The following is a 24,336-nucleotide window of genomic DNA, read 5'->3' on the forward strand; positions in this document are numbered from 1 at the left end:
AAAACCCCAGCCAAAGCTGGGGTTTCTTTCACTAGCGACTACGTTAAATTCAGTTTGGCCAAAACCAATATTGACCTTTTGCTTAACGACATCTAAATATTCTTTACTATGCCTTGCGCCACGTTGTGCCCTGCGGGCCATCTTCTAACACTACGCCCATTGCAGTCAGTGCGTCTCTGGCAGCATCAGCAGCCGCCCAGTCTTTACTCGCGCGAGCATCGTTACGTTGCTGAATGAGGCCTTCAATCTTCGCCACTTCGTCGTCATTACCAGCGCCGCCTTGAAGGTAAGCTTCAGGCGTTTGCTGCAACAACCCTAACACTCCCCCCAACTTACGTAATAAGCCAGCAAGTTTAGCTTGCTCACTTGAGCCTTGCTCCGCTTTATTTAAATCACGCGCTAGTTCAAACAGGACAGAAAACGCTTCTGGCGTATTAAAATCATCGTCCATCGCTTTGTTAAAACGCGTTACATATTCAGCATGTTCAATGTCGACAGACATGTCTGCATCAATGCCACGAAGCGAAGTATACAAACGCTCTAATGCCGCTTTAGCCTGATGAATATTGTCTTCTGAATAGCTTAATTGACTGCGATAATGGGCAGACATTAAAAAATAACGAAGTGTTTCGGCATCATACTCTTTTAACACATCTCGCAACGTGAAAAAGTTGCCTAACGATTTAGACATTTTCTCATCGTTTACCTGAACCATACCGGTATGCATCCAATAATTAACATATGGTGTGTCGAATGCACAGCATGACTGCGCCACTTCGTTTTCGTGATGGGGGAATATGAGATCTGAACCGCCACCATGAATATCAAAATGCGTACCTAAATGCTTGCTGTTCATCGCCGAGCACTCAATATGCCATCCTGGACGACCATTGCCCCACGGCGACTCCCAGAAAGGCTCACCAGGCTTCACAGATTTCCACAAGACAAAGTCTAATGGATCGTCTTTGTCAGCCGTAGTTTCAACTCGTGCACCAGCATTAAGCTGTTCTAAGTCCTGACGGCTGAGTTTGCCATACGCCTCGTATTTACTGACATCAAACAACACATCGCCACTTGCTGCCTGATAAGCATAGCCTTTATCCATTAAACGTTGAATCACGTCAATAATTTCAGCCATATGTGTAGTAACACGAGGTTCTACATCTGGTTCAAGCAGGTTAATTGCAGCAAAATCTTCATGCATCATTGCGATGGTGCGCGCAGTCAATTGCTCTGCTGTTTCACCATTGTCGTTAGCTCGCTGAATGATTTTGTCATCGACATCGGTGATATTTCGAACATAGTTAACGTCATAACCTCTGTGACGCAAATAACGCACCATTAAATCAAAGCTTAAGTACGTTCTTGCATGCCCCATATGACAGACATCATATACAGTGATACCACACACATACAATCCAACCTTGCCTTCCTGCAAGGGTTTAAACGCTTCCTTTTGGCGGGACAGTGTGTTGTAAATGTGTAGCATTAATGTCTCTCTTGAATAAGTGAATTAAATTGTAAAAGCGGATTCTACCATCGCCCTTTCCATTCATAAACTGTACGCAGCCCATAAACAGCAGTTTTATTGTCGTCATCGCCGAGATTCTCTACTGAAATAGATGCAGCGTTAGGCTACACTACCCTCTGTTTATATTTCTGAGAATCAAACATGGTTAAATTACATACTAATTTTGGCGTAATTACGCTAACAATGTTGACTGACAAAGCCCCGAAAACCGTTGAAAACTTCTTAACATATGTAAAAGAAGGCTTTTATGACAACACCATTTTCCACCGTGTTATTGACGGATTCATGATTCAAGGCGGCGGATTTGATGGCGAGATGAATCAAAAGTCTACCCACGATCCCATTGAGAACGAAGCAAGCAACGGCGTATCTAACCAAAAAGGTACGGTTGCTATGGCGCGTACTAACGATCCTCACAGTGCCACAGCTCAGTTCTTCATCAACGTAGCAGACAATACATTTTTGAATTTCCGCAGTGAATCAATGGATGGTTGGGGTTACTGCGTATTCGCTGAAGTATCTGAAGGTATGGACGTGGTAGAAAAAATTAAAAACGTAAAAACAGGTAATCACGGGTTCCACCAAGACGTTCCTGTAGATAGCGTTGTCATTGAAAAAGCAGAAATCGTCGAGTAACGATTCACTTGGGCAGAAAGACGTTTCTGCCCTGTCCCTTTACCGAGAGAAAAAATGCACCAACCCTAGCTTCATTTACACCAGTATTGTTATATGTCTCACACTCTATTTATTGCTGACCTTCATTTGAGTGCCGACAGGCCAGATATTACCCAATGTTTCGTTTCATTTATAAGAACTCAGGCAATTCATGCTGATGCGTTGTACATATTGGGTGATCTCTTCGAATATTGGATAGGCGATGACGATATTAACCCTTTTAATACTCAGGTCGCACAAACCATAAAGTCGCTGTCAGAACACCAAGTGCCCGTGTATTTTATTCACGGAAACCGCGACTTCTTGATTAAGCAGGCATTTGCTAAACGGGCTGGCATGACCCTATTACCCGAACAAAAAGTTATCGACTTATATGGTGAACCGACAGTCATCCTGCATGGTGATGAGCTGTGTACCATGGACGAGGGATACCAAAAATTTAGGAAAAAAGCACGAGGGTGGTGGTGGCCTCGCCTTATGCTGAGTTTACCTTTATTTATGCGCCGAAAAATTGCCGAAAATGGACGCAAAGAAAGCCAACAAAAACAAAAATCGTTGGCGCAAGAGATTACCGACGTTACTCCGAAAGAGGTCGTCACTACGCTTGAAACGCATGGCGTGCAGCGGATAATTCACGGGCATACACACCGACCAGCCGTACATTCTTTAGAAGCAAATGGCAAACCAGCACAGCGTATTGTGTTAGGCGATTGGTACGATCAAGGCAGTATGCTAGTGGTTGAACCCGGTAAGTTTTCGCTGGAGCAATTACCGTTTAAATCACGATAAATTCGTTTTGCTCGGTGTCGGTGTTTACATTAAGCGACGCTGAGCAGAATCCCCATTTACAACTTGCACTGCCATTATCGTCGCAATAATACAAAAAGATGCGCCCAATACTGTCCACCACTCAACAGACCAATTCAGCGTATAGCGAACAAGTGCCAACAAACCGAAATATCCAATTACGCTAAATTGCACCCACGCTCCGATATGCCCAAGGGTAGCCTTGTTTGCCTGTTTAGACATTGAGCCAACTCGCTTCACCATCATTGCTGACAAAATCGCCATAGCCCCCACAACCGCACCGGCAATAACAAACGAACCCCATACTTGCCATAGTTGCCAAGATACGACTTGCGCAGACTTTGCTGGGCCAGACCAAAGTGCATCCCAACTCACCGCGAGAATTAACCCAAGCGTGACGAGCATAGTTGTAGGTGAACCCTCTCGCTGTGGGTGTCCATATTCTCTCAGTTCGGACGTTAAATAGACCGCGATGCAAACAAACGCAACGATGCCGATAATCGGCGTGGCTTCAGCCATAAAAGTAACGCTCAAATATGCCAAAGCAAAACCAAGCATGGGAAACAGCGTATGCGTCAGCGTGACGCCAGATATCCAAAACGTGGTATTCCGCCAACACTGCCCTTGCCCCACGCGGGCAGAGGTCGCGAGGGCGACATCTGCTCCAATTCCCAGTCCCATTAAGACGCTACCAGTAATGAAATCCATAAAGGAAACCATCTTTACTGCCCTCCGAGCGCATCGCCTTGGCGGTCTCGGGCTTGGCGTTCTATCATTTCCTTGGGAGAACCATTATGTTGCCAATTTAAGCGAATATCCCAGTTAAAACGGTGCGAGGGATCCAGCGGAGGCTGACTTTCATCAACGTCCTGTAACACGTTTTCCGCTTGCGTTAATGTGGCATCTCGACCAAACAAATAGCTCTGTTCTTTTACAATGGTGTAATAGGCTTTGTTTAGCGCCAGCGCACGTGAAGAAGACGGTGTGACCAAGTCAAAAATAGACGACAAGCGTTTGATTTTATCTTCCTTGACTTCACCCGCTTCAAACCAGCGCGCCAACATCTCTTTATTTTGACGAAACTCATCTCCCCCCTGCACGCGTTCAAGGTATGTCAGGTATTCGCCTTTTTCCTCACCATGAGACGGTACATCTGTCATCGCCCGCAGGTTTAAATAGCCCCACCCCGCTTCACCATCCACTTTACGCGCAAACGAAAATGTCTGATCAATAGTACTACCTACCGAGCGGTGGCACCCATTACAAAATGCCAACTCTTCTGATGCCTGAGGTCGCAACTGTCCCTGCTTATCTTCAATCATCGCATTGAGTGTCCAACCATAGCCGTTGGCAATGCCCCGATTTCCCGCAGGTACCATTCGCGGTAATTTTTCGAAATGTTTTTCTTTTCGCTCGGTATAGTAGGTGCTTAGCAAATTTTCACGAGAGCGCATCATGTGCTTTTTCATGTAGCGCACCTCTTTCATTCGCGGTGGAACAAAGGTCTCACCGTTCTCATCAATACCCAAATAGCGCACCGTGTGCAGTAATTCAGTTCCTTCAGGAAACAGCATGTCGACTAACGGAACCTCTTCGGCGTCTCCAACATAATAGGGCTGACGTCGAATTGACATGACGGCAGAAGAGAGCTCACCGTCTGCATTCAAATCCACTCCTACCTCTGTTTCTGAAAGACCCTCAACAGGAAGCGATTCTGCGCCTTTCACCGCCATTTCAGCCAAGGCTAGATTCGTAAAATATATATGTTCGTTGTATTGACCGTCTTTTTCGCGAAATGCACGGTCTAATCGAATCATTGCATCGCCCGTTGAACCGTTTGTTGGCCAGAACGTGCTGGGGAAAAGCTTATAGTTGTATGCCACCCAAAGACTACCATCTTTGGCAAGGCCATTGTCAGCAAATGCTGCGCCAGCAAGATGCAAATTTTTAATCTGTGGAATATTGGTTTCTTTCGCACGCCCAGACATTTCATCGTACGCTTGCGAATAATTATCTTCGCTGATGTACTTCAAAATAAACTCATCAGAAATATCTGCAATTAACGGTGTTCGATCAATAAATAAGTTACGCCAGCTGTTGGTTACACCTATATCTGAAAATGCATAATCCCCTTGTAAGCCCCCGTCGTTCATTGCATTCGGGCGTTTTTCTACAAGTGGATATGACTGGTGGCACACATAACATGGATTGTTGACGCCTTCGGTTTTGGTATAACACTGAGGCGGAATCACCGCTTCTTCGTTATACACTTCGTTGGCATGAATGTACTTTTCTGCTTCTGTTAACGCGGATGTGCTTCGCGTTTCTGCATCACTTTTTTCGCACGCTGACAACAAAATAGATGAAATAACAACGCAAGCGCCGCATAGAAAGTGGGTAGAGAATTTCATGATTAGGTACTAACCGTTAATAACAAAACAAAAAAGGAAGCACCTGAAGGTGCTTCCCGACACCGATTACATCGCGTTTGGATCGTACATCCAAAGCGTGTCATTCAAACGCTGAGAGCTGGCATCTTCGCCAATCAAGATACGTCCATCATCCATCACCATGACGTTATCTGGCTGAGTAATGTTATTTACGTCACAACGATTAGGTTTGTCTAACGACGAACGGTACGTGCTACCTGTTAACACCGGCTCAATTCGATTTGTATCGTAGTTAGCCAAAAGAGGCATGCGCCATACTGCACCGCAGTCTTTTACGCGACCATCTAACTGAATATCTCCTTCGTCATCAATCATAGTGTTATCCATGTCTGAATTGCCGAAGTACATATACGCGGTCGTAACTACTTCATTCGGGATCATGTCAGTGCCTTCCACGGCCTCTTTCGCCCGCTTCTGGTTAATGTTAATCCCTTCTAGCTTTCTGAATTCCGCTGTCGCATTTTTGGCTTTAGCTGCTTGACGGGTTTCAATGAATGCCGCGCGGTCATCCATCGCTTTACCAGCGGTTACTGCGCTGCCGCCTTGTGCCACAGTTGGATATGTAGCATCACCACGTGCCCACGCTTCAATGTCAGCCAACGTCATATAGTTACTTTGACCTTCCACAAAGTCATCGCTGGTGACTGTGTCATATTCAGCAATCCACGCTTCTATTTGGGTATTGCTTCCTGATGCCAATGGTACCCATGTCACATCAAAACCAGTAACAGCAGGCTCTTTAGAGTCATCCTGCTTCAACTTTGCCGCGTATAAGGTGCCAGAGCTTAGATCTTGAGCCTGATCCGCAACGAATTTCAACAATACACCACCCGTATCATCTTGCGTGGTGTACACAGTGCGTTCATCAGGCATTACCACTGAATTCTCATGTTGAACTCGTCCCAGTGTAAAGTGCTTAACTGGCTTTGGTGCAGCCGCTGTGGCATCAGTAATCTCAACAATGTAACCGTAGCGATATGGGTTGGGTAAATCTGTAGCGCCAGTATTGCCGTTGACGTAAGCACCCATTGCTTTAACCACGTAATCGGAGTCTGCATCTTTGGTTTCTAAATCAGGGTTGTTCCAATCTGCTGTAGACGTGCTATTGCGGTCATCCAGCAATACCCACTCTTCTGAAGTTAGTGGCGTTCCCCAAGGAGACACTGAACCAAAGCAGTTGGCCGCCGTGCCTTGCACGCTTGAAAAATCAACCATCATCGCTTCTTGCACGATCCACTGGCCTTCTTGTTTCTTAATTTTAAGGCGGCTCATACCTCCAGGAATCAGCTCCCAGTTGGTATACAAGTAGCCTTCGCCCGGCGCAGTTTGTACGAAGCCATTGAAATCAGGGTTATGATTTTCGTTAAGCTTTACCGCACCATCTGCAGAATAAATATTGCCAAAACCATTTGCTAACTTACCGCCAAAGGTGTCGCCCGTTTGACCAATAACCTGATAGTTACCAATGGCAACCTGTACGGTTTCTTGTTCTTCTTGTGTTGTGGGTTTAGCAGAAGAACTCACGTTAGCTGGGATTTTGTTAAAGTTAAGCCCGGTAATGACACCCACTGTCCCCTTGTTGTATACCTTTCCGTGACTGTCTGTTGCGGTGTTAGCGTCAGAAGGATGTTGTGCATTGAAGAACAAATCACCTTCTTCGGTTAAAAACATGCCTGTCACTTCTGCGCCCAGAGGCACGGTCGCGATGCGCGTAAGTCCTTTCACCGATACACCCTGACCGGTTTCACCATCTTTGCCGTCTGTACCAGCCGTGCCAGCCTGACCTGGCGTGCCTTGTTCACCCTGAGGACCAGCGGCGCCTACTGGACCTGCATCGCCATCGTCACCGCCGCATGCCGATAATGCGATGACAGTGGCAAGTGCCAACGCAGAAATTTTAAATGTATGTAAAGCCTGTAATGACATGATAAATTCCTGATCTCGTCTGTTCGTTTAGTTATCTTTCCATGTCCCTGAGGGGAATGTATGTAAGTGTGGAAGTCGAAAAACGACTGGCACACGATCTTGAACCCACTTTGTGACAGTCACATGTTGGAAATGTGAAACAAATTTAACCAGACAGTGTCAGTTTTATTTCAATTTTATGTCATTGATATAGTTAGATTTTTATGAGCTTTATCTTAACCATCAAGTATTTTAAATACTGACTTTTTGGTCAGATAGCAGAAAGGGGCAAGCAGAAGGGAAAGAGCAAGAACAATGAACTGAGAGTTACATATTTCTATTTACGCAAATAGAGAGTCTCTAGGCTTTTGCCATTTTATTAATGCTTCTTTATGGACTTTACCGTCATCACCCATAATTTCTCCTGGAATTATGTAATCAATGCCATCAATATTTATGAGGTACTCTTCCCCGGCCCATGGCTCTTGAGAGTGAGGTCGGTGTAAGTCAAATACATAAATTTTCTCGTCATCGTTGACGCTGAACTTCGCATCCATTATGCGATTTCTCACCGATGTATTAATGCCAATTGAGCAGGTAATTGGTTGAAGACTTTGAGTAAACTCATCTTTAAATTCAGATATTTCTGACAACAATTGATTAAAATAGGCGTATATAAACTGGTTACTGTACTCGCAGCTCTGATGTCGTGATTTTACATACAGAATCACAATTGTGTTTATCAATACGATGGCTCGACTAGAGCAACGCAAACTAAAAAGCGTGCCTTTTCGATTTGTAAAGGACAGGTTGACCCCATTTTGACCAACATGTAAAGCGGAGCGATTGTGTATGATGGCATTCCTGATCAGCTTTAACACGCGGTAAATGTCTTTAAATATGCATTCTCGACTCGTTGATGCAGGCAATTCTTCATATCGCCGTTTAAACGACTGCCCTTCAAGCTCTGGCTGCGCAACATCTATTAATGCGTCACACAAACTAAATATCGTGATTTGTGACAGGAAACGATTATTGTTTATGCGGTTACTCGACAGATTGCAGTGAAACGAATGGTTAATGGATTTTCTTCCGTCAGAGTCCACATGCACATGTCTTATGTCTGGCCATGCAAATTCCAGATCACTCTCTTCTAAGAATTGAAGGGTTTTCTCTATAAACATGCTCAATACCTACTATCAGAACAAACAACGTTTTACGCGTAAAAAGCTAACACGCACGCTAACAGCTAACCAGCACAGGCACGCCACTATGAAACTTGAAATCCTCATCGGGTGAAGAGATAAGGTCAGCCTCTACCTGCCCAAAAAATGCGACGCGCCCTGAAATGTCTTGTCCTGCGATGTCTTCCGCTAAAGTGAGATAATCTTGAAAGTGGCGTGCTTCCGAGCGAAGTAAAGATACGTAGAAATCCCCCAAGCGTTTGTCTACATGAGGCGCAAGCTTCGCGAAGCGTTCACACGAACGCGCTTCAATGTATGCGCCACATATTAGTTTGTCGACCAATGTATCAGGCTCATAGGTTTTAACATGCCTAAGCATGCCTTTGGCGTATCGGCTTGATGTGATGTTTTGGTAAGCAACATTATATTCATCCATAATCTCAAGCACTTGATAAAAATGATGCAGCTCTTCTTTTATCAACAACACCATCTTATCAATGAGATCTTGTCCGTATGGCGTACCTGATTTGGGTAGCATAGATTTTGACAGCTTGTTGTGATTTAACAACTCACGCCAGTCACCTTCCCTGCGATACGTATAATCTTCAAAAGGTTTGAGCCATGCCAGTAATGCATCACCACTGTCTTTATCTACGGCATATTTACGAATCAAATACATCGCACTTTGCGCAGCCTTGAGTTCACATACCAAATGATCAATTAATACAACAGGCAAATTCTCTGGCTTGATAGCAGCCTCAATCCACGCATTAGGCGTTTCACATTGCAGAAATTGATTGATGGGGGCTAGCAAATTATTCAAAGTACGACGCTCACTAAATTCAGGTAACGGTTATGTTGGCGCGCATTTTATCTTCTTTTCCTATGACTCTCCAGTGCTTCACCAATGACATCTACATGATAAACACCTGACTCCATGAGAGGTTATAGTGCTCCTATAAAGCCATTCAAATCGGTACATGAGCGCGCCCACTTGCTATTTATGAAATTTGAATATCCTCAAACACAAAATAAACTTGACGTAAATGGTTATTTTTTAGACACTTAAATTAACAACTCATTCACATAACAATAAACACTGGGAGATCAATCATGATCCTGAACCATTTATGGGGGTTGTACGCGCATCCAAAAGATGAATGGCACGAGATTGACAGACGTCACGAAAGTTACGTTTATAGCCTTAGCCACATCGCCATTATCTCACTTATTCCCGCCGTTATGTCGTATTACGCCTCTGCGCATCTAGGCTGGAGCATTGGTGCAGGTGAGCTTATTCGGCTGTCGCATGATAGTGCGGTTGTTATGGGTGTGGGGCTCTATTTTGCACTTATGGCTGGCGTGGTCGCACTCGCTATTGTTATTCACGAATTAGCCAAAACCTTTGACGCATCGCCTACCTATACCCAATCGCTAGAACTTGCAGCGTATACTGCTACTCCACTTTTTATGGTCGGGCTTGCAGCATTTTTTCCGTCTCTGTGGTTTATCATGCTGGTTGGGTTTGCTGGGCTCAGTTACTCTGTTTATCTGCTTTATTCCGGCGTGCCCATATTAATGCACATTCCTGAAGATAAAGGCTTTATTTATGCCAGTTCTGTCGTAACCTGCGGCTTGGTATTACTGGTGTTCTTGATGGCGGCGTCGGTCATTATCTGGAGCCAAGGCATTGAGCCTGTATATATGAACTAACATCAGCTACTAGATACAAAAAAGCCGCGCGGTAATCGCCCAAATCAGGCGACATCCATGCGGCTTTTTTATTGAGTCTGCAAGGGTAAACTTGCAGACGCATTATTTATAGCGTTTCAGCGTTTTCAGATAGGAACTTAGCTACGCCTTCAGGGCTTGCGTCCATTCCTTTTTTACCTTCTTGCCAACCTGCTGGGCAAACTTCACCGTGCTCTTGGTGGAAGTTAAGCGCGTCAACCATACGGATCATTTCATCAACGTTGCGGCCTAGTGGAAGATCGTTAACCACTTGGTGGCGAACTGTGCCTTCTTCGTCGATAAGGAAAGAACCACGGAAAGCAACGCCATCAGCTGGATGCTCTACGTCATACGCCTGACAAATGTCGTGCTTAACATCAGCAACCAAAGTGTATTGAACTTTACCAATACCACCTTCGTTTACTGGGGTGTTACGCCATGCATTGTGAGTGAATTGTGAATCGATAGACACACCAATTACTTCAACACCACGCTTTTTGAACTCGTCATAGCGCTTGTCGAATGCAATAAGTTCTGACGGGCAAACAAATGTGAAGTCTAGCGGGTAAAAGAAGATAACCGCTTTCTTACCTTTGATTGCTTCGCTAAGTGTGAAAGTGTCAACAATTTCACCGTTACCAAGCACAGCTGCCGCAGTAAAGTCTGGAGCAGGACGTCCTACTAATACACTCATTGGAATCTCCATTATTTGTGTTTAGTGCTCACGCTGAAACAGCGCAAACATATTCATACATTATCACAAGGACAATACACAGAAGTATTGTGAGCTAGAATATGAGGGTACAACAAATAAAAACAAGTATAGATTCGAAATTATTGTCCAAAATCGTAAATCTAGTGCATTGGCAAAGGCTTTAACGGCGCTACAACGAGGTAATTCACTGCCTCTTATTGATATGCTTTTTGACGAAGAACGCCCTTCCTACGCTTAATTATTGATAACAATTTTTGTTGAAATTTCTGAGCCTTACACATTGTTGTGAATTAAATCCAGATAAAAGGCTTGGCAAAAGTACAAATAACAATTATTATCATTTACATCACGTTTAGGAGCCAAACTTCATGTACATTTGCCTGTGTTACGGTGTAACAGACAAAGCGATTAAAAAAGCAGTCAAAGAAGACGGTGTGGGAAACATGCGCGAATTACGCGAAACCCTCGGCGTAGGCTCTCAATGTGGACGATGCATTCAGATGGCGCAGCAAGTTATCGACTCCACCATTATCGACGAGTCACTGTTCAAAGACGTGGGTTAGTCTACATCTCGTTATTTACATCTTTACACGCCAACTTGGTCTAGCTGATTATATCTTTCACCGCGACCCTTCAGTACATTTCCTAGTGATTCGTTAGTATCGGTTCAGGTTATTACACGTCAGCTACACCCATTGATTATTCGATTGATGTGAATGCCATAAAAAAACGCCACGAATTGCGTAACAATACATTCCGTGGCGTTTTGTTGTTATATGGCATTATGCGGCGACGGTTTTTCAACCTAGCGCAATACTGTGCGACTTTTAAAATCTACTCTTGAGCGTCTTCAGGCTTATGCTTTTCAGCCGTTTCTTTAATCAGAGGCTGTAGCTCGCCCTGTTGGAACATTTCTAAAATAATGTCACAACCGCCAACTAACTCACCTTCAACCCATAACTGTGGAAACGTAGGCCAGTCTGCATACTTAGGAAGCTCTGCACGGATATCTGGATTCTGAAGAATATCAACATACGCAAATTGCTCGCCACATGACATGAGGGCTTGTGATGCCTGCGCAGAAAAGCCACAGCTTGGCAACTTAGGAGAGCCTTTCATGTAAAGAAGAATAGGGTTCTCAGCGATCTGCTGTTTAATTTTATCTACCGTTTCCATAATCGTAATCCAAATAATGTTCGTATAACCTGCTCACCTTAATGGTGGCGACTCGAAATAATTCAAGGCAAATTATTTCATAAGATGATCCACTTTGACCATTGCATATTAAAAAACTGTACCCATGTTAAGGGGATACGTGAAGTACAGGCATAAAATATCTCTATGCTCACGTTTAGTGAAAAATCATCTAAAGTGAAACGTTTAGAGACTTTACATTTGCGTATTTCCGACTAGCATTTAGCCCCTCTTCAACCAATGAAGAAAGATTAATTAAAGGAGACTTCAAATGGCATTTGAACTACCGGCATTGCCTTATGAAAAAAACGCACTTGAGCCACACATTTCAGCAGAAACGCTTGAATACCACTATGGTAAGCACCACGCTACTTATGTGACTAAGCTTAACGGCCTAATCGAAGGCACTGACATGGCGAATATGAGCCTTGAAGAGATCGTAAAGAAATCTGACGGCGGTGTATTCAACAATGCTGCGCAAGTTTGGAACCACACATTCTACTGGAACAGCCTAAGCCCGAATGGTGGCGGTGCGCCAACAGGTGCGATTGCAGACGCTATCAATGCAAAATGGGGCTCATTTGAAGACTTCAAAGCTGCGTTTAACGACAAAGCAGTGAATAACTTCGGCTCTAGCTGGACATGGTTAGTAAAAACGGCTGACGGCGGTCTGGACATTGTTAACACTAGCAATGCAGCGACGCCATTAACAGAAGAAGGCCTAACGCCAATTCTAACTGTAGATCTTTGGGAACACGCATACTACATCGATTACCGTAACCTTCGTCCTAAGTACATGGAAGGTTTCTGGTCTTTGGTGAACTGGGAATTTGCTAACGAAAATTTAGCATAAGTTTCTAATAATTGACGGAATTCTCCGTCGATAGAATTTTTAAGCCAGAGCCCGCGAGGGCGCTGGCTTTTTTATTGGTCGATGAGACTCTCCATTCATCGCATTTCTATAAAATATTTGCATTTTAATGCCAAACTCACCCGCAATAGTTCGATTTACCGTCTAATCTTAATAGTACCAACGCTTGGTTTCTTACTCATTTAAGGGTGTGCTATGGGTATATTTGAACATTTCCAACAGCGCTACGAAGCGCGCAAAGAAGAAGAATTTTCAATTCAAGAATTTCTCCAAATTTGCAAGGACGACAGCACGGCATATGCAAATTCTGCAGAGCGACTGTTAAAGGCAATAGGTGAGCCAGAAATGGTAGACACTGCGCATGATCCGATGCTAAGTCGTATCTTCTCCAACCGTGTGATTGCTCGTTATCCTGCATTCAACGAATTTTATGGCATGGAAGAGTCTATCGAACAAATCGTGTCTTACCTTCGTCATGCCGCACAAGGATTAGAAGAAAAGAAACAAATTCTCTATTTACTTGGCCCTGTGGGCGGCGGAAAGTCCTCACTGGCAGAGAAACTCAAAGATTTAATGCAGCGTGTACCGATATATGCTCTGAAAGACTCACCGGTAAATGATCATCCGTTTTGTCTATTTGACGTTAACGAAGACGGCGACATTCTTGAACAAGAATACGGCATTCCTAAACGCTATTTAAAACCTATCATGTCGCCTTGGGTGCGCAAGCGCTTGCATGAATACAATGGCGATATCAGCAAATTTAAAGTGATCAAAGTCTATCCGTCGATTTTAGATCAGGTTGGAATCGCCAAAACAGAACCCGGTGACGAAAACAACCAAGACATTTCATCGCTGGTAGGCAAAGTGGATATTCGTAAACTAGAAGAATATGCACAAAATGATCCCGATGCATACAGCTATTCAGGGTCGTTGTGTAAAGCCAATCAAGGCTTGATGGAATTTGTCGAGATGTTTAAAGCCCCGATTAAAGTGCTACATCCATTGTTAACAGCAACGCAAGAAGGCAACTACAATCCGACAGAGGGGTTTTCTGCTCTTCCCTTCGACGGCCTCATTCTGGCGCATTCAAATGAATCAGAATGGCAAAGCTTCAGAAACAACAAGAATAACGAAGCCTTTCTAGACCGCGTATACATTGTAAAAGTTCCCTATTGTTTACGCGTTGCCGAAGAAATAAAAATCTACAAGAAGCTCATCGAAAGTAGTGAGCTTAGCGGCGCTCCGTGCGCACCTGACACATTAGAATCACTGGCACAATTTACCGTATTGTCTCGCTTAAAAGATCCAGAGAATTCCAGTATCTATTCGAAAATGCGCGTGTATGACGGCGAAAGCCTCAAAGATACTGATCCTAAGGCGAAGTCTTATCAAGAATACCGTGACTATTCAGGTGTTGACGAGGGCATGAACGGCTTGTCTACACGGTTTGCGTTTAAGATTTTATCTCGGGTTTTCAACTTCGATCATCAAGAAGTGGCTGCGAACCCTGTGCATCTATTTTATGTTCTTGAGCGCCAAATTGAACGAGAGCAATTTCCTCAGGAAACCGCCGACAGATACCGCGAACATTTAAAAGGTTATCTCATTCCCAAGTACGTGGAGTTTATCGGAAAAGAGATTCAGACAGCCTATTTAGAATCTTATTCAGAATACGGCCAGAACCTGTTCGATCGTTACGTGACCTATGCGGATTTTTGGATTCAGGACCAAGAGTATCGCGACCCTGAAACAGGCCAGCTATTTGACAGAGAAGCATTGAATGCAGAACTAGAGAAAATAGAAAAACCCGCAGGGATCAGCAATCCCAAAGATTTCAGAAATGAAATTGTGAATTTCGTTCTACGCGCACGCGCCAATAACAAAGGCAAAAATCCAGCCTGGACCAGTTACGAAAAACTGCGCACTGTTATTGAAAAGAAAATGTTTTCGAATACCGAAGATTTACTGCCTGTTATTTCTTTCAATGCAAAAGGCTCGGCTGAAGATCAGAAAAAACACGACGATTTCGTAAAACGAATGGAAGAAAAAGGCTACACCAAAAAACAGGTGCGTTTACTGTGTGAATGGTACTTACGCGTAAGAAAATCGTCTTAATGTGAAGACAGCAACAATTTAGTGAGGTGGTATGGCGCACTTTATAGACAGACGTCTGAACAGTAAGGGCAAAAGCACCGTTAATCGGCAGCGATTTATTCGTCGGTACAAGCAGCAGATTAAAAAAGCTGTATCAGATTCTATCAGTAAACGAAGCGTAACAGACGTAGACACGGGTGAGCAGGTCAGCATCCCCACCCGTGATATTTCTGAACCGGTTTTTCACACTGGCAAAGGTGGAAAACGCAATGTTATTCATCCGGGAAATGATCAATTTAGTAAGGGAGACAAAATCAAACGACCTGATGGTGGCGGTCAAGGCAAAGGAGCTGGCGAAGGCGATGCCAGCGACTCAGGCGAAGGACAAGACGACTTTGTTTTTCAAATCTCTAAAGATGAATATTTAGACTTATTATTTGAAGACCTTGAATTACCTAATTTACAGGAAAATCAGCTAGACAAGCTTGTGCAGTACAAAACCTATCGCGCGGGGTATAAGTCTGATGGTGTGCCTAGCACTCTAGACATCGTGCGCTCGTTAAAAGGGTCAGTGGCACGAAGAGTGGCGCTAACCGCGGGTAAACGGCGCAAACTTGCTGAACTAGAGGAGGAACTGGAAAAACTAAAAAATGACACCCACGAGCATCCGATTGAAATTGCCGCTATCGAAGCACAAATCGAAGCCCTAAAGGCGCGAATTGCGGCAGTGCCTTTTATTGATACCTTCGACTTAAAATTTCGTAATTTTGAAAAACGTCCCGTTCCTACCAGTAAAGCGGTCATGTTCTGTCTTATGGATGTGTCAGGCTCAATGGATCAAGCCACAAAAGATGTGGCCAAACGCTTTTATATCCTGCTGTATTTGTTCTTAACCCGTACCTATAAAAACGTTGAGGTCATTTACATTCGTCATCATACGCAGGCAAAAGAAGTTGATGAACATGAGTTTTTCTATTCTCAGGAAACTGGCGGAACCATTGTCTCCAGTGCTCTGAAAATGATGCAAGAGATAGTAGCCGACCGATTCCCTTCCGATGAATGGAATATCTATGCTGCTCAAGCATCAGATGGCGACAACTGGGCAGACGATTCACCCAACTGTAGTCGCATTTTACATAGCCAGTTACTGCCGATTGTACGCTATTTCGCCTATATTGAAATTACTGAGCGACAACATCAAAGCCTGTGGAGGGAGTACAACAAGCTAACGCAAATACACAGCAATTTTGCCATTAAGCACATTCGCTCAATCGAAGACATTTACCCTGTATTCCGAGAATTGTTCGATAAGAATGTGAGTACACAACAAGGAGCAGCCTAAGTGGTAGCAAAGCGTTCATCTAGCGACGGCAAAGCACCGTCGCGCAGACGCAAAGCGCGTCAACCGTTAAGTGATGGTCCTGACTGGACTTTCGATTTATTGGAGCAGTATGAGTCTGAAATTGATCGCATCGCAACAGACTTCAAACTTGATATTTACCCAAATCAGATAGAAATCATCACGGCCGAGCAAATGATGGACGCCTACGCCAGCGTGGGTATGCCCATCAATTATACCCATTGGTCTTACGGCAAGAAATTCATCCAAACCGAACAGAGTTACCGCCGCGGACAAATGGGGTTAGCCTATGAAATTGTTATCAACTCTGATCCCTGCATATCCTATTTAATGGAAGAGAACACCATTACCATGCAGGCACTCGTCATGGCACATGCCTGTTACGGCCATAATTCTTTTTTCAAAGGCAACTATCTATTTCAAACATGGACCGATGCCAGCTCTATTATCGATTACCTGGTCTTTGCCAAAAACTACGTGACACAATGCGAGGAAAAATACGGCGTATCGGAAGTAGAGAGCATTATGGATTCCTGCCACGCTCTAATGAATTACGGCGTTGACCGCTACAAGCGCCCTCAAAAGATTTCTATCCAAGAGGAGCGCGAACGTCAAAAAGAGCGCGAACAGTACCTGCAATCTCAAGTTAACGACCTATGGCGCACACTTCCCAAAACAAAAGCGTCAGATAAGAAATCCCGCAAACGATTTCCGCCTGAACCGCAAGAGAATATTCTCTACTTTATTGAGAAGAATGCGCCGTTACTCGAACCGTGGCAACGTGAATTGGTCAGGATTGTTAGAAAAGTTTCTCAGTATTTTTATCCGCAGAAACAAACTCAAGTCATGAACGAGGGCTGGGCATGCTTTTGGCACTACCATATTCTCAATCGCTTGTACGACGAGGGGCGAGTCACCGACAAGTTTATTATGGAGTTCTTGCACAGCCATACCAACGTTGTCGCGCAGCCCAACTACAATAGCCCGTATTACTCTGGGATTAACCCCTATGCGCTTGGGTTTAATATGTTCATGGACATTAAGCGTATTTGCACCAATCCAACAAAAGAAGACAAGTATTGGCACCCCGATATTGCGGGGTCGGATTGGTTAGAAACCGTGCACTTCGCTATGCGTAATTTTAAAGACGAAAGTTTTATCAGTCAGTTTTTGTCTCCTAAATTAATACGCGACTTCCGTTTTTTCGCCATCGAAGACGATATGAAAGAGTCTTACCTGAAAATCGCGTCTATTCATAATGAAGAAGGGTATCAAGATGTAAGAGAAAAGTTGTCAGCACAATACAACTTGAGCAACCTAGAACCTAACATTCAAGTATACGATGTGGACGTGCGCGGCAACCGAGCCCTCACCCTTCGCTATGTTCCGCAAAATGACATACCTCTGGCAGATTCAGCCAATGAAGTCATGAAACATTTACATCGATTGTGGGGATTTAATGTCACGTTAGAACAAGTAGATGAAGACAACGAAGTAAAACTCATCGCGGCTTGCCCAAATGTGATTGAAAGCAGCAAAAATACCACGGTCACTATTTAGCCATATTAGGGCGTATGCGTAAAGATGTAACGCAATACGCCCAGCGTTTTTCAGTAAGTGCACACATTACGTTTACACCTTTTATTTCCGCCCATTTGTTAACACACTGTTAAATTTAATAAAAATATGGCATAAGTGCGAGAAAGCCATGTGTTACCACTTGCAACCTTGTCATCAATAGGGAATTCATCATGCTAAGTTTTATTGGATTAATCGGCGGCCTGATTCTACTGATTATATTAACCATTCGAGGCATGAACCTTTTCATCGCAGCACCGTTGTGTGCACTGATTGTGGGGCTCACAAGTGGGTTACCCGTTTTCCTCGGAGATAGCAATTTTGTGACCGTATATATGCAAGGCTTTACGGCCTTTATTGCATCTTGGTTTTTTATGTTTTTGCTGGGCTCGTTATTCGGCAAATTTATGGAAGACAGTGGTGCTGCGGACTCTGTTGCGCAGTGGATTATTCAACGCTTAGGCAAACAACACGCCGTTGTAGCGGTAGTGGCCGCATGCGCGATTTTGACCTATGGCGGCGTAAGCGTATTTGTAGTGGCGTTTTCAGTATATCCCATGGCTCTGAGCTTATTCAAAGATGCCAACCTGCCACGGCGCTTCATTCCAGCGGCACTGTCATTTGGCTCAATTACATTCACTATGACGTCAGCGGGTTCGCCAGAAATTCAGAACTGGATCCCTATCAAGTACTTAGGCACCTCCCCGTTTGCGGCTTGGGAAGTGAGCTTAGCGGTCGCTATTTTTATGGCCAGTTTGGGATATTGGTGGATTAAACGCATGATTACTCGCGCCGTAGCCAATGGCGAGCACTTTGAACATCGTGATGGTGATCCAGACGTGCCAGAGCGGGATTACCCTCACCCTATTACCGGCTTAATTCCCTTGTTTGTCGTATTGACACTGTCCTTCTTCTTGCATGAGCGCCTTCAACAGTTAGCCCTTATCGTCGCATTAGGCGGTGGTGTCATCACGCTCCTGCTAATCAACTATCGACATTTCCACAACATCACGAATGCCATTAATTTGGGAACCACAGGTGCCTTGGTCGCCATCGGTAATACAGCCGCGGTCGTAGGATTCGGTACGGTAGCGAAAACCACATCCGCTTTTCAAACTGCGGTAGAGGTTATGACGCACCTACCCGGCAACGAATTGATTGGCGCAGCTATCGCTGTCAGTGTAATTGCTGGATTAACTGGCTCAGCATCAGGCGGCCAAGCTATTGCTTTGCCTTTAGTTGGGCCCCATTACCTCGAACAAGGCGTTAATCCAGAGGAGCTACATCGTATTGTTTCAATCTCATCTGGGGCCCTTGATTCTCTTCCTCACAATGGTTACGTGGTAACCACTATACGTGCAATTTGTAATGAAACCCATCAGGCCGCTTATTGGCCGTTGGCGGCCTTAACATTAGTGGTTCCCCTTGTTGGTCTAATACTAGCCATTACGCTTTTTGTGCTGTTTTAATAGGTAAATGCAGAAAATCATGACATAAGAAAAAATGCATGCTAATAATGCCCTTATATCACTACCTTACTTGAAACAGTTATTTATACAATGCCATTTAATACCATTGGTCTGATAGGAAAACCAGGCCATGACGGAGCGAATCAAAGTCTAAACGCTATTCATCATTACCTGTTACAACGCGGTTGCCGGGTAATTGTAGAAGAAAAAGTCGCCGACATTATTGATACGCAAAATCCTGATATTCTCGTAGAAAAAGCCAGCCTCAAAAACATTGGCAAAGCAGTAGATTTGGCCATTGTGGTAGGTGGCGACGGCAACATGCTAGGGGCCGCTCGTGTATTATCACGCTTCGACGTGGCAGTAGTCGGTGTAAACCGAGGCAACCTTGGTTTTCTCACTGACATCAGCCCAGACGAATTTGAGTCTCAGCTTGACTCCATTTTTAAAGGCGACTTTAAAACAGAACAGCGTTTCTTGCTAGAAGTCGAGGTATACCGTGAAGGCACCTGTTTGTCTCAAAATGCGGCGGTAAATGAAGTGGTTCTCCATCACGGTAAAGTGGCGCACATGATGGAATTTGAAGTGTACATTGATGATCATTTCATGTTTAGCCAGCGCTCAGACGGGCTCATTGTCGCCACTCCTACTGGCTCGACCGCCTACTCATTATCGGGTGGAGGGCCAATCTTAACACCCAACCTCGACGCATTAACGTTAGTGCCGATGTTCCCTCATACGTTGAGCAGTCGACCTATCGTTGTTGATGCCAAAAGTACCGTGTCGTTGAAGGTGTCATCTGAAAATCTGGATAATTTGCAGGTAAGTTGTGACAGCCATATTGCGCTCACCGTTAAACCTGGCGATGAAGTTCAAATTCGTAAAAGCCCCGACCGCCTCTCGTTAATTCATCCAAAAGATTACAGTTACTTCAATGTATTACGCTCTAAACTAGGATGGGGAAGCAAGCTCTACTAATAGAGCTTGCGCCAGAGTTTGGAAATACCTCAACGTAGCTGAAACACTATGCCAGTAAACGAGCATTACCTTAGCCATTTGACTACTTCACCACAGAAAGTACTTGCATAATTCTCCAGAAATGTAACGCTGATCGAAGCTTGATTACCTTTCTAACTAACCAATTAAAAACATCCATCACGCCTAAGTTCCTCGACGAGCTGACCCTCTCTGTACAAAAATGAATTCAATCTTTACCTGCTCTAAGTTCATAAATTTCTTATCTCGCTCATAATGTTTTCTCGTGCGGCGTTTTCGTATGCTTCTTGGAATAGTTCGAAATAAAAAATATGATCTCGACGCAAAAAACTCGCTAGAATCGCCTTCCTTTTTCTTCGATAAATAAACGAAGGTACTCTTCGGTATTCTTGCCTTACCCCATCAGAAAATGCTTTATAGACGGCTTTAGATTGCCCCAAGACCGACAAATCTATATCAACAATCAGCTTTTCGTCGACAGAATTAGGACAACTGTTATGGGCAGTCGCCATTACAAGTGAGAAAACGCGTTTTCGAACTGCTTCACAAGCGCCATTTTTCTCTAAAAATTCCGATGCCCAATTGGCGCTATCACTTTCATTAGTTCTTGAAAAAACCTTGTAAACAGCGTCATGAAACCACAACGCTAATTCTACCTCATCGCTATATTCAGCGAGAGAAACTGATTTATCCAGACACTCTAGTACCGATTGTAAATGTGTGACCGCATGATATCTTCTGCTCTTTTCAGAATAAGCCCCCATGATTTGGTGAAACGTTTCCATATTGTCGGAAAACGCCAGATTTGCCACTAAATTCAACCATCTACCTTTTAACATTACTTACTCCTAGGAGAGTCATCTTTTCTCAGACCAAACGCCTGCAATACGTTCTTCCCGGCCAAAACTAGATACAACCAAGCCTTTTTCCATCTGTTTCCCAATAAGATAATATGGATGTGCCAACCCTTCTCTCTTCTAGAGCTATAACCACTATAAAGAATGGAAAAAGCCTGAGCGTCTCCAATGTGCTTTGCAGCTAAGCTCTGGGCATGCTGGATACCCAATTCGAACATTTCAGTAACCTCGGATGAAGAAGGCTGGCCCTGTTTAATTGGAAAAGCCAGCACAAAATAATTGGGGATTAATTCCATCTTGATCGGCAGTAATCTGCACTCATTACCTGACCCTAAAGAAAAGCTTTCACTCATTACCAGAACCTCAAAATATGGACAAAAAACTCCCAGGAATAATTTGGTCAAACAACCAATAAATAATAATGGACGAGAGTAAATATGGGCAGGCCATCCAACACACAAAAGAGAAAACAAGAGATTGTTACCGCATTACTGCGAGTCATGGCTGACTTGGGATATGAGAAAGCATCAATTCAAGCCATTGCCAGAGAGGCTGGCCTTACGCCAGGCTTGATCCATTATCACTTTAAAACAAAGCAAGAAATTCTGCTATCTGCGGTCAACTGGATAGTAACTTCCGCTGAAAAGAGATTAGCCAAGTTTCAAGAAGTGAAGCAAACGCCCTGGGAAAAGCTGGAAGCCTTTATAAATGCAAGACTAGCAACTGGTGAAGCTCAAATGCCTGAAATAGTTTCGGCTTGGGTGGTCATTGCCGCAGAGTCGATACGACAACCCGAGGTTAGAGAAATATATCAAGGATTAATTCAAACTCAGCTGGATATGTTTGCGGCATTGCTCATTGATGTTTGGGAAGCCAAAACTAAGAGAGATGAAGACGTTATTCATTTGAGTGCAATAGTAATAGCAGCGATAGAGGGTGCATTTCAATTGTCTGTTACTGCACCTCAAGCAATGCCTAAGAACTATGCTGCGACCTCTGTAATCAATCTAATCAAAGGTCAAGTAAATAGCTAATTAACGCAAACCCGTGTTCTAAAAGTTCTTATTGCATCAAAGCCTTTGCCCTATCAGGTGCTTTCCGTAGGGGTTAAGTAAACAGTTTACTCATCCATTTAAATAAAAACCTATAAAATGGCTAGACAATCGCCAAAACATGTATATATTTACAGTTACTGTATATTTAAACATGATTAATTATGCTTACTCATCTAACCGTTAAGAATTTTGCGATTGTTAAACATTTAGAGATTGACCTTACATCCGGCCTCACCACAATTACGGGCGAAACCGGTGCGGGTAAATCCATTGCAATAGACGCGTTGGGTTTATGTTTGGGTGAACGAGCCGACGCATCAGCAGTTCGAAACGGAACAGACAAAGCTGAGATTTCGGCTTCGTTTGATGTGTCGCAATTAGCTACAGCGCGCAATTGGCTTGATAGCCATGATCTTAACGACGAAGATGAATGCATAATTCGCCGCATTATATCAGCGGAAGGACGCTCAAAAGCCTATATAAATGGAATAAAAGTTGGGCTGCAACAATTGAAAGAGCTCGGCCAGTTTTTAGTCAGCATTCACGGACAAAATGCCCATCAGCGCATACTTAAATCAGATATACAGCGGCACATGCTTGATAACTTTGCTCAGCATTCATCGCTGTTGGATGCAGTTTCATCAAAATACGCTGAGCTCAAACAGTTAGAAAGAGAACTGCAAACCCTAAAAGCATCTTGCCAGCAGCGGGAAGATCGAAAACACTTGCTGCAATACCAAGTACAGGAGCTAGACGAGTTTGCCTTAGCAGAAAACGAATTTAGCGAGCTAGAAACCGAACACAAACGTTTAAGTCACAGCCAAACGTTGCTAGAGCAAGCGCAAGTAAGCTTTCACCAGTTGTATGAAGCCGATGACTTCAACGCGCTTACAGTGGTGCAAAATAGCCTTGATCGCATTGAAGAATTGCAAGAACACGACCAAACACTCTGCCCGATTGTCGTGTTGCTTAACGAAGCACTTATCAACATTGATGAAGCGTCTAAAGCCTTGAGAGAATATGTTGAGCAACTTGAAATCGATCCACTTAAAATGCAACAAGTGGAAGCCAGGTATTCTCAAGCCATTGAACTTGCTCGCAAACATCATGTGCAGCCTGAACATCTATATGCGCACCATATGCAGTTAGTAGAAGAACTTAACAGCTTATCTTCAGACAATGAACGACTGGAAGCATTAGCAACTACCTTAGACATAACCCTTGGTGAATATACCGTTCAGGCACAAGCCCTGAGTCACGCAAGGCATCAGGCGGCTACGAAACTCGCAGCACAGGTTCAAACGCATATTCAAAACATGAATATGACCGAGGCCGTTTTCAATATCGAGATAAACTTTGATAGCGAACATCCACCTCAGCGACACGGGTTAGATACTGTCGTGTTTACCATTTCAACCAACGCTGGGCAAGCTGCTGACAGCTTGGATAAAGTCGTGTCTGGTGGCGAATTATCGCGCATTGGCTTAGCGCTTCAAGTCATCAGCTCTTCGCATTCAGGTGTTCCTACTATGATTTTCGATGAAGTTGATACAGGCATTAGCGGGCCAACGGCGTCTGTTGTCGGGAGTTTATTAAGAAAGCTGGGGTCACACACACAAGTATTTTGTGTGACTCACTTACCCCAAGTTGCGGCATGTGGTCATAACCAGATGTTTGTAACTAAATTTTCAGACGGCAATACGACCGAAACACATATGGTAGCGCTTGATGAAAACCAACGGGTTGAAGAGTTGGCTCGACTACTCGCTGGGGATAAATTAACAGATAGCGCACTGGCCAATGCGCGCGAACTACTCACGCCGAAATAAGCAAAGATAAAGCAGGCATGCCAGCGTTACTC

Annotated in this window: 22 protein-coding genes; 12 read left to right on the forward strand and 10 right to left on the reverse strand. The window is 44.0% G+C overall.

Going from position 1 to position 24,336, the window contains the following annotated elements:
- Positions 1-106: 106 nt before the first annotated feature.
- Positions 107-1,489 carry a cysteine--tRNA ligase gene (cysS, locus tag OE749_RS14760; RefSeq protein WP_263713244.1) on the reverse strand — a complete coding sequence of 461 codons (1,383 nt, stop codon included), beginning with the start codon at positions 1,487-1,489 and terminating at the stop codon, positions 107-109.
- Between the two features lie 183 nt (positions 1,490-1,672).
- Here cysS and OE749_RS14765 point away from each other — a divergent pair, with 183 nt between their 5' ends.
- Both OE749_RS14765 and lpxH read left to right on the forward strand, forming a co-directional pair.
- The gene (locus OE749_RS14765) at positions 1,673-2,167 is read left to right on the forward strand and encodes a peptidylprolyl isomerase (RefSeq protein ID WP_263713245.1); all 495 of its coding nucleotides are present in this window, start codon (positions 1,673-1,675) and stop codon (positions 2,165-2,167) included.
- Between the two features lie 93 nt (positions 2,168-2,260).
- Positions 2,261-2,995 (forward strand): UDP-2,3-diacylglucosamine diphosphatase, encoded by a 735-nt coding sequence (lpxH, locus tag OE749_RS14770; RefSeq protein WP_263713246.1) that lies wholly within the window; start codon positions 2,261-2,263, stop codon positions 2,993-2,995.
- Positions 2,996-3,019: 24 nt separating this feature from the next.
- On the opposite strand, the gene OE749_RS14775 is transcribed toward lpxH, so the two are convergent.
- The 5 genes from OE749_RS14775 to miaE all read right to left on the reverse strand — a co-directional run bounded on the left by OE749_RS14775 (position 3,020) and on the right by miaE (position 9,375).
- A complete protein-coding gene (locus OE749_RS14775; protein WP_263713247.1) occupies positions 3,020-3,721 on the reverse strand; it encodes a manganese efflux pump in 702 nt (233 codons plus the stop codon).
- Positions 3,722-3,735: 14 nt separating this feature from the next.
- Positions 3,736-5,424 (reverse strand): hypothetical protein, encoded by a 1,689-nt coding sequence (locus OE749_RS14780; RefSeq protein ID WP_263713248.1) that lies wholly within the window; start codon positions 5,422-5,424, stop codon positions 3,736-3,738.
- Positions 5,425-5,490: 66 nt separating this feature from the next.
- Positions 5,491-7,389 carry an alkaline phosphatase PhoX gene (locus OE749_RS14785; RefSeq protein ID WP_263713249.1) on the reverse strand — a complete coding sequence of 633 codons (1,899 nt, stop codon included), beginning with the start codon at positions 7,387-7,389 and terminating at the stop codon, positions 5,491-5,493.
- A gap of 320 nt (positions 7,390-7,709) precedes the next feature.
- Positions 7,710-8,552 (reverse strand): hypothetical protein, encoded by an 843-nt coding sequence (locus tag OE749_RS14790; RefSeq protein ID WP_263713250.1) that lies wholly within the window; start codon positions 8,550-8,552, stop codon positions 7,710-7,712.
- Between the two features lie 58 nt (positions 8,553-8,610).
- Entirely contained in the window at positions 8,611-9,375 is a 765-nt protein-coding gene (gene miaE / locus OE749_RS14795) for a tRNA isopentenyl-2-thiomethyl-A-37 hydroxylase MiaE (protein ID WP_263713251.1), read from the reverse strand.
- A 290-nt stretch (positions 9,376-9,665) separates the two neighbouring features.
- On the opposite strand from miaE, the gene OE749_RS14800 reads away from it, so the two are divergent.
- Complete coding sequence (locus OE749_RS14800) at positions 9,666-10,265, forward strand: Yip1 family protein (protein WP_263713252.1); 600 nt, start codon at positions 9,666-9,668, stop codon at positions 10,263-10,265.
- A 106-nt stretch (positions 10,266-10,371) separates the two neighbouring features.
- Here the strand turns inward: OE749_RS14800 and OE749_RS14805 are convergent, their stop codons facing one another.
- Entirely contained in the window at positions 10,372-10,977 is a 606-nt protein-coding gene (locus OE749_RS14805) for a peroxiredoxin (RefSeq protein ID WP_263713253.1), read from the reverse strand.
- Between the two features lie 389 nt (positions 10,978-11,366).
- On the opposite strand from OE749_RS14805, the gene OE749_RS14810 reads away from it, so the two are divergent.
- Positions 11,367-11,561, forward strand: coding sequence for a bacterioferritin-associated ferredoxin (locus OE749_RS14810; RefSeq protein WP_263713254.1), 195 nt, complete (start codon positions 11,367-11,369; stop codon positions 11,559-11,561).
- Positions 11,562-11,832: 271 nt separating this feature from the next.
- Here OE749_RS14810 and OE749_RS14815 read toward each other — a convergent pair whose 3' ends face one another.
- A complete protein-coding gene (locus tag OE749_RS14815) occupies positions 11,833-12,174 on the reverse strand; it encodes a Grx4 family monothiol glutaredoxin (RefSeq protein WP_318527888.1) in 342 nt (113 codons plus the stop codon).
- A 289-nt stretch (positions 12,175-12,463) separates the two neighbouring features.
- Here OE749_RS14815 and OE749_RS14820 point away from each other — a divergent pair, with 289 nt between their 5' ends.
- The 6 genes from OE749_RS14820 to nadK all read left to right on the forward strand — a co-directional run bounded on the left by OE749_RS14820 (position 12,464) and on the right by nadK (position 20,545).
- A complete protein-coding gene (locus OE749_RS14820) occupies positions 12,464-13,045 on the forward strand; it encodes a superoxide dismutase (protein WP_263713255.1) in 582 nt (193 codons plus the stop codon).
- A 213-nt stretch (positions 13,046-13,258) separates the two neighbouring features.
- Entirely contained in the window at positions 13,259-15,181 is a 1,923-nt protein-coding gene (locus tag OE749_RS14825) for a PrkA family serine protein kinase (RefSeq protein ID WP_263713256.1), read from the forward strand.
- Between the two features lie 31 nt (positions 15,182-15,212).
- A complete protein-coding gene (locus OE749_RS14830; protein ID WP_263713257.1) occupies positions 15,213-16,502 on the forward strand; it encodes a YeaH/YhbH family protein in 1,290 nt (429 codons plus the stop codon).
- A 99-nt stretch (positions 16,503-16,601) separates the two neighbouring features.
- A complete protein-coding gene (locus OE749_RS14835) occupies positions 16,602-18,080 on the forward strand; it encodes a SpoVR family protein (protein WP_404828188.1) in 1,479 nt (492 codons plus the stop codon).
- Positions 18,081-18,271: 191 nt separating this feature from the next.
- Positions 18,272-19,567 carry a GntP family permease gene (locus OE749_RS14840; protein WP_263713259.1) on the forward strand — a complete coding sequence of 432 codons (1,296 nt, stop codon included), beginning with the start codon at positions 18,272-18,274 and terminating at the stop codon, positions 19,565-19,567.
- 90 nt (positions 19,568-19,657) lie between these two features.
- Positions 19,658-20,545 carry an NAD(+) kinase gene (gene nadK, locus OE749_RS14845; protein WP_263713260.1) on the forward strand — a complete coding sequence of 296 codons (888 nt, stop codon included), beginning with the start codon at positions 19,658-19,660 and terminating at the stop codon, positions 20,543-20,545.
- A gap of 248 nt (positions 20,546-20,793) precedes the next feature.
- Here the strand turns inward: nadK and OE749_RS14850 are convergent, their stop codons facing one another.
- Both OE749_RS14850 and OE749_RS14855 read right to left on the reverse strand, forming a co-directional pair.
- On the reverse strand, positions 20,794-21,402 hold the full coding sequence (locus OE749_RS14850) for an HD domain-containing protein (RefSeq protein WP_263713261.1): 609 nt from the start codon (positions 21,400-21,402) through the stop codon (positions 20,794-20,796).
- Positions 21,402-21,773, reverse strand: coding sequence for a hypothetical protein (locus OE749_RS14855; protein WP_263713262.1), 372 nt, complete (start codon positions 21,771-21,773; stop codon positions 21,402-21,404). The genes OE749_RS14850 and OE749_RS14855 overlap by 1 nt, the downstream gene beginning before the upstream one ends.
- A gap of 84 nt (positions 21,774-21,857) precedes the next feature.
- Between OE749_RS14855 and OE749_RS14860 the strand changes: the two genes are divergently transcribed.
- On the forward strand, positions 21,858-22,454 hold the full coding sequence (locus OE749_RS14860) for a TetR/AcrR family transcriptional regulator (protein ID WP_263713263.1): 597 nt from the start codon (positions 21,858-21,860) through the stop codon (positions 22,452-22,454).
- Between the two features lie 182 nt (positions 22,455-22,636).
- The gene (recN, locus tag OE749_RS14865; protein ID WP_263713264.1) at positions 22,637-24,304 is read left to right on the forward strand and encodes a DNA repair protein RecN; all 1,668 of its coding nucleotides are present in this window, start codon (positions 22,637-22,639) and stop codon (positions 24,302-24,304) included.
- Positions 24,305-24,336 lie beyond the last annotated feature (32 nt).

Origin of the sequence: Fluctibacter corallii, from assembly GCF_025751585.1 — a bacterium.
GTDB lineage: Bacteria > Pseudomonadota > Gammaproteobacteria > Enterobacterales > Alteromonadaceae > Fluctibacter_A > Fluctibacter_A corallii.

Bases quoted from the DNA above. Each gene is read 5' to 3' on its own strand.
- cysS (WP_263713244.1), bottom strand. From the start codon at position 1,489: ATGCTACACATTTACAACACACTGTCCCGCCAAAAGGAAGCGTTTAAA.
- OE749_RS14765 (WP_263713245.1), top strand. From the start codon at position 1,673: ATGGTTAAATTACATACTAATTTTGGCGTAATTACGCTAACAATGTTG.
- lpxH (WP_263713246.1), top strand. From the start codon at position 2,261: ATGTCTCACACTCTATTTATTGCTGACCTTCATTTGAGTGCCGACAGG.
- OE749_RS14775 (WP_263713247.1), bottom strand. From the start codon at position 3,721: ATGGATTTCATTACTGGTAGCGTCTTAATGGGACTGGGAATTGGAGCA.
- OE749_RS14780 (WP_263713248.1), bottom strand. From the start codon at position 5,424: ATGAAATTCTCTACCCACTTTCTATGCGGCGCTTGCGTTGTTATTTCA.
- OE749_RS14785 (WP_263713249.1), bottom strand. From the start codon at position 7,389: ATGTCATTACAGGCTTTACATACATTTAAAATTTCTGCGTTGGCACTT.
- OE749_RS14790 (WP_263713250.1), bottom strand. From the start codon at position 8,552: ATGTTTATAGAGAAAACCCTTCAATTCTTAGAAGAGAGTGATCTGGAA.
- OE749_RS14800 (WP_263713252.1), top strand. From the start codon at position 9,666: ATGATCCTGAACCATTTATGGGGGTTGTACGCGCATCCAAAAGATGAA.
- OE749_RS14805 (WP_263713253.1), bottom strand. From the start codon at position 10,977: ATGAGTGTATTAGTAGGACGTCCTGCTCCAGACTTTACTGCGGCAGCT.
- OE749_RS14810 (WP_263713254.1), top strand. From the start codon at position 11,367: ATGTACATTTGCCTGTGTTACGGTGTAACAGACAAAGCGATTAAAAAA.
- OE749_RS14815 (WP_318527888.1), bottom strand. From the start codon at position 12,174: ATGGAAACGGTAGATAAAATTAAACAGCAGATCGCTGAGAACCCTATT.
- OE749_RS14820 (WP_263713255.1), top strand. From the start codon at position 12,464: ATGGCATTTGAACTACCGGCATTGCCTTATGAAAAAAACGCACTTGAG.
- OE749_RS14825 (WP_263713256.1), top strand. From the start codon at position 13,259: ATGGGTATATTTGAACATTTCCAACAGCGCTACGAAGCGCGCAAAGAA.
- OE749_RS14830 (WP_263713257.1), top strand. From the start codon at position 15,213: ATGGCGCACTTTATAGACAGACGTCTGAACAGTAAGGGCAAAAGCACC.
- OE749_RS14840 (WP_263713259.1), top strand. From the start codon at position 18,272: ATGCTAAGTTTTATTGGATTAATCGGCGGCCTGATTCTACTGATTATA.
- nadK (WP_263713260.1), top strand. From the start codon at position 19,658: ATGCCATTTAATACCATTGGTCTGATAGGAAAACCAGGCCATGACGGA.
- OE749_RS14850 (WP_263713261.1), bottom strand. From the start codon at position 21,402: ATGTTAAAAGGTAGATGGTTGAATTTAGTGGCAAATCTGGCGTTTTCC.
- OE749_RS14855 (WP_263713262.1), bottom strand. From the start codon at position 21,773: ATGAGTGAAAGCTTTTCTTTAGGGTCAGGTAATGAGTGCAGATTACTG.
- OE749_RS14860 (WP_263713263.1), top strand. From the start codon at position 21,858: ATGGGCAGGCCATCCAACACACAAAAGAGAAAACAAGAGATTGTTACC.
- recN (WP_263713264.1), top strand. From the start codon at position 22,637: ATGCTTACTCATCTAACCGTTAAGAATTTTGCGATTGTTAAACATTTA.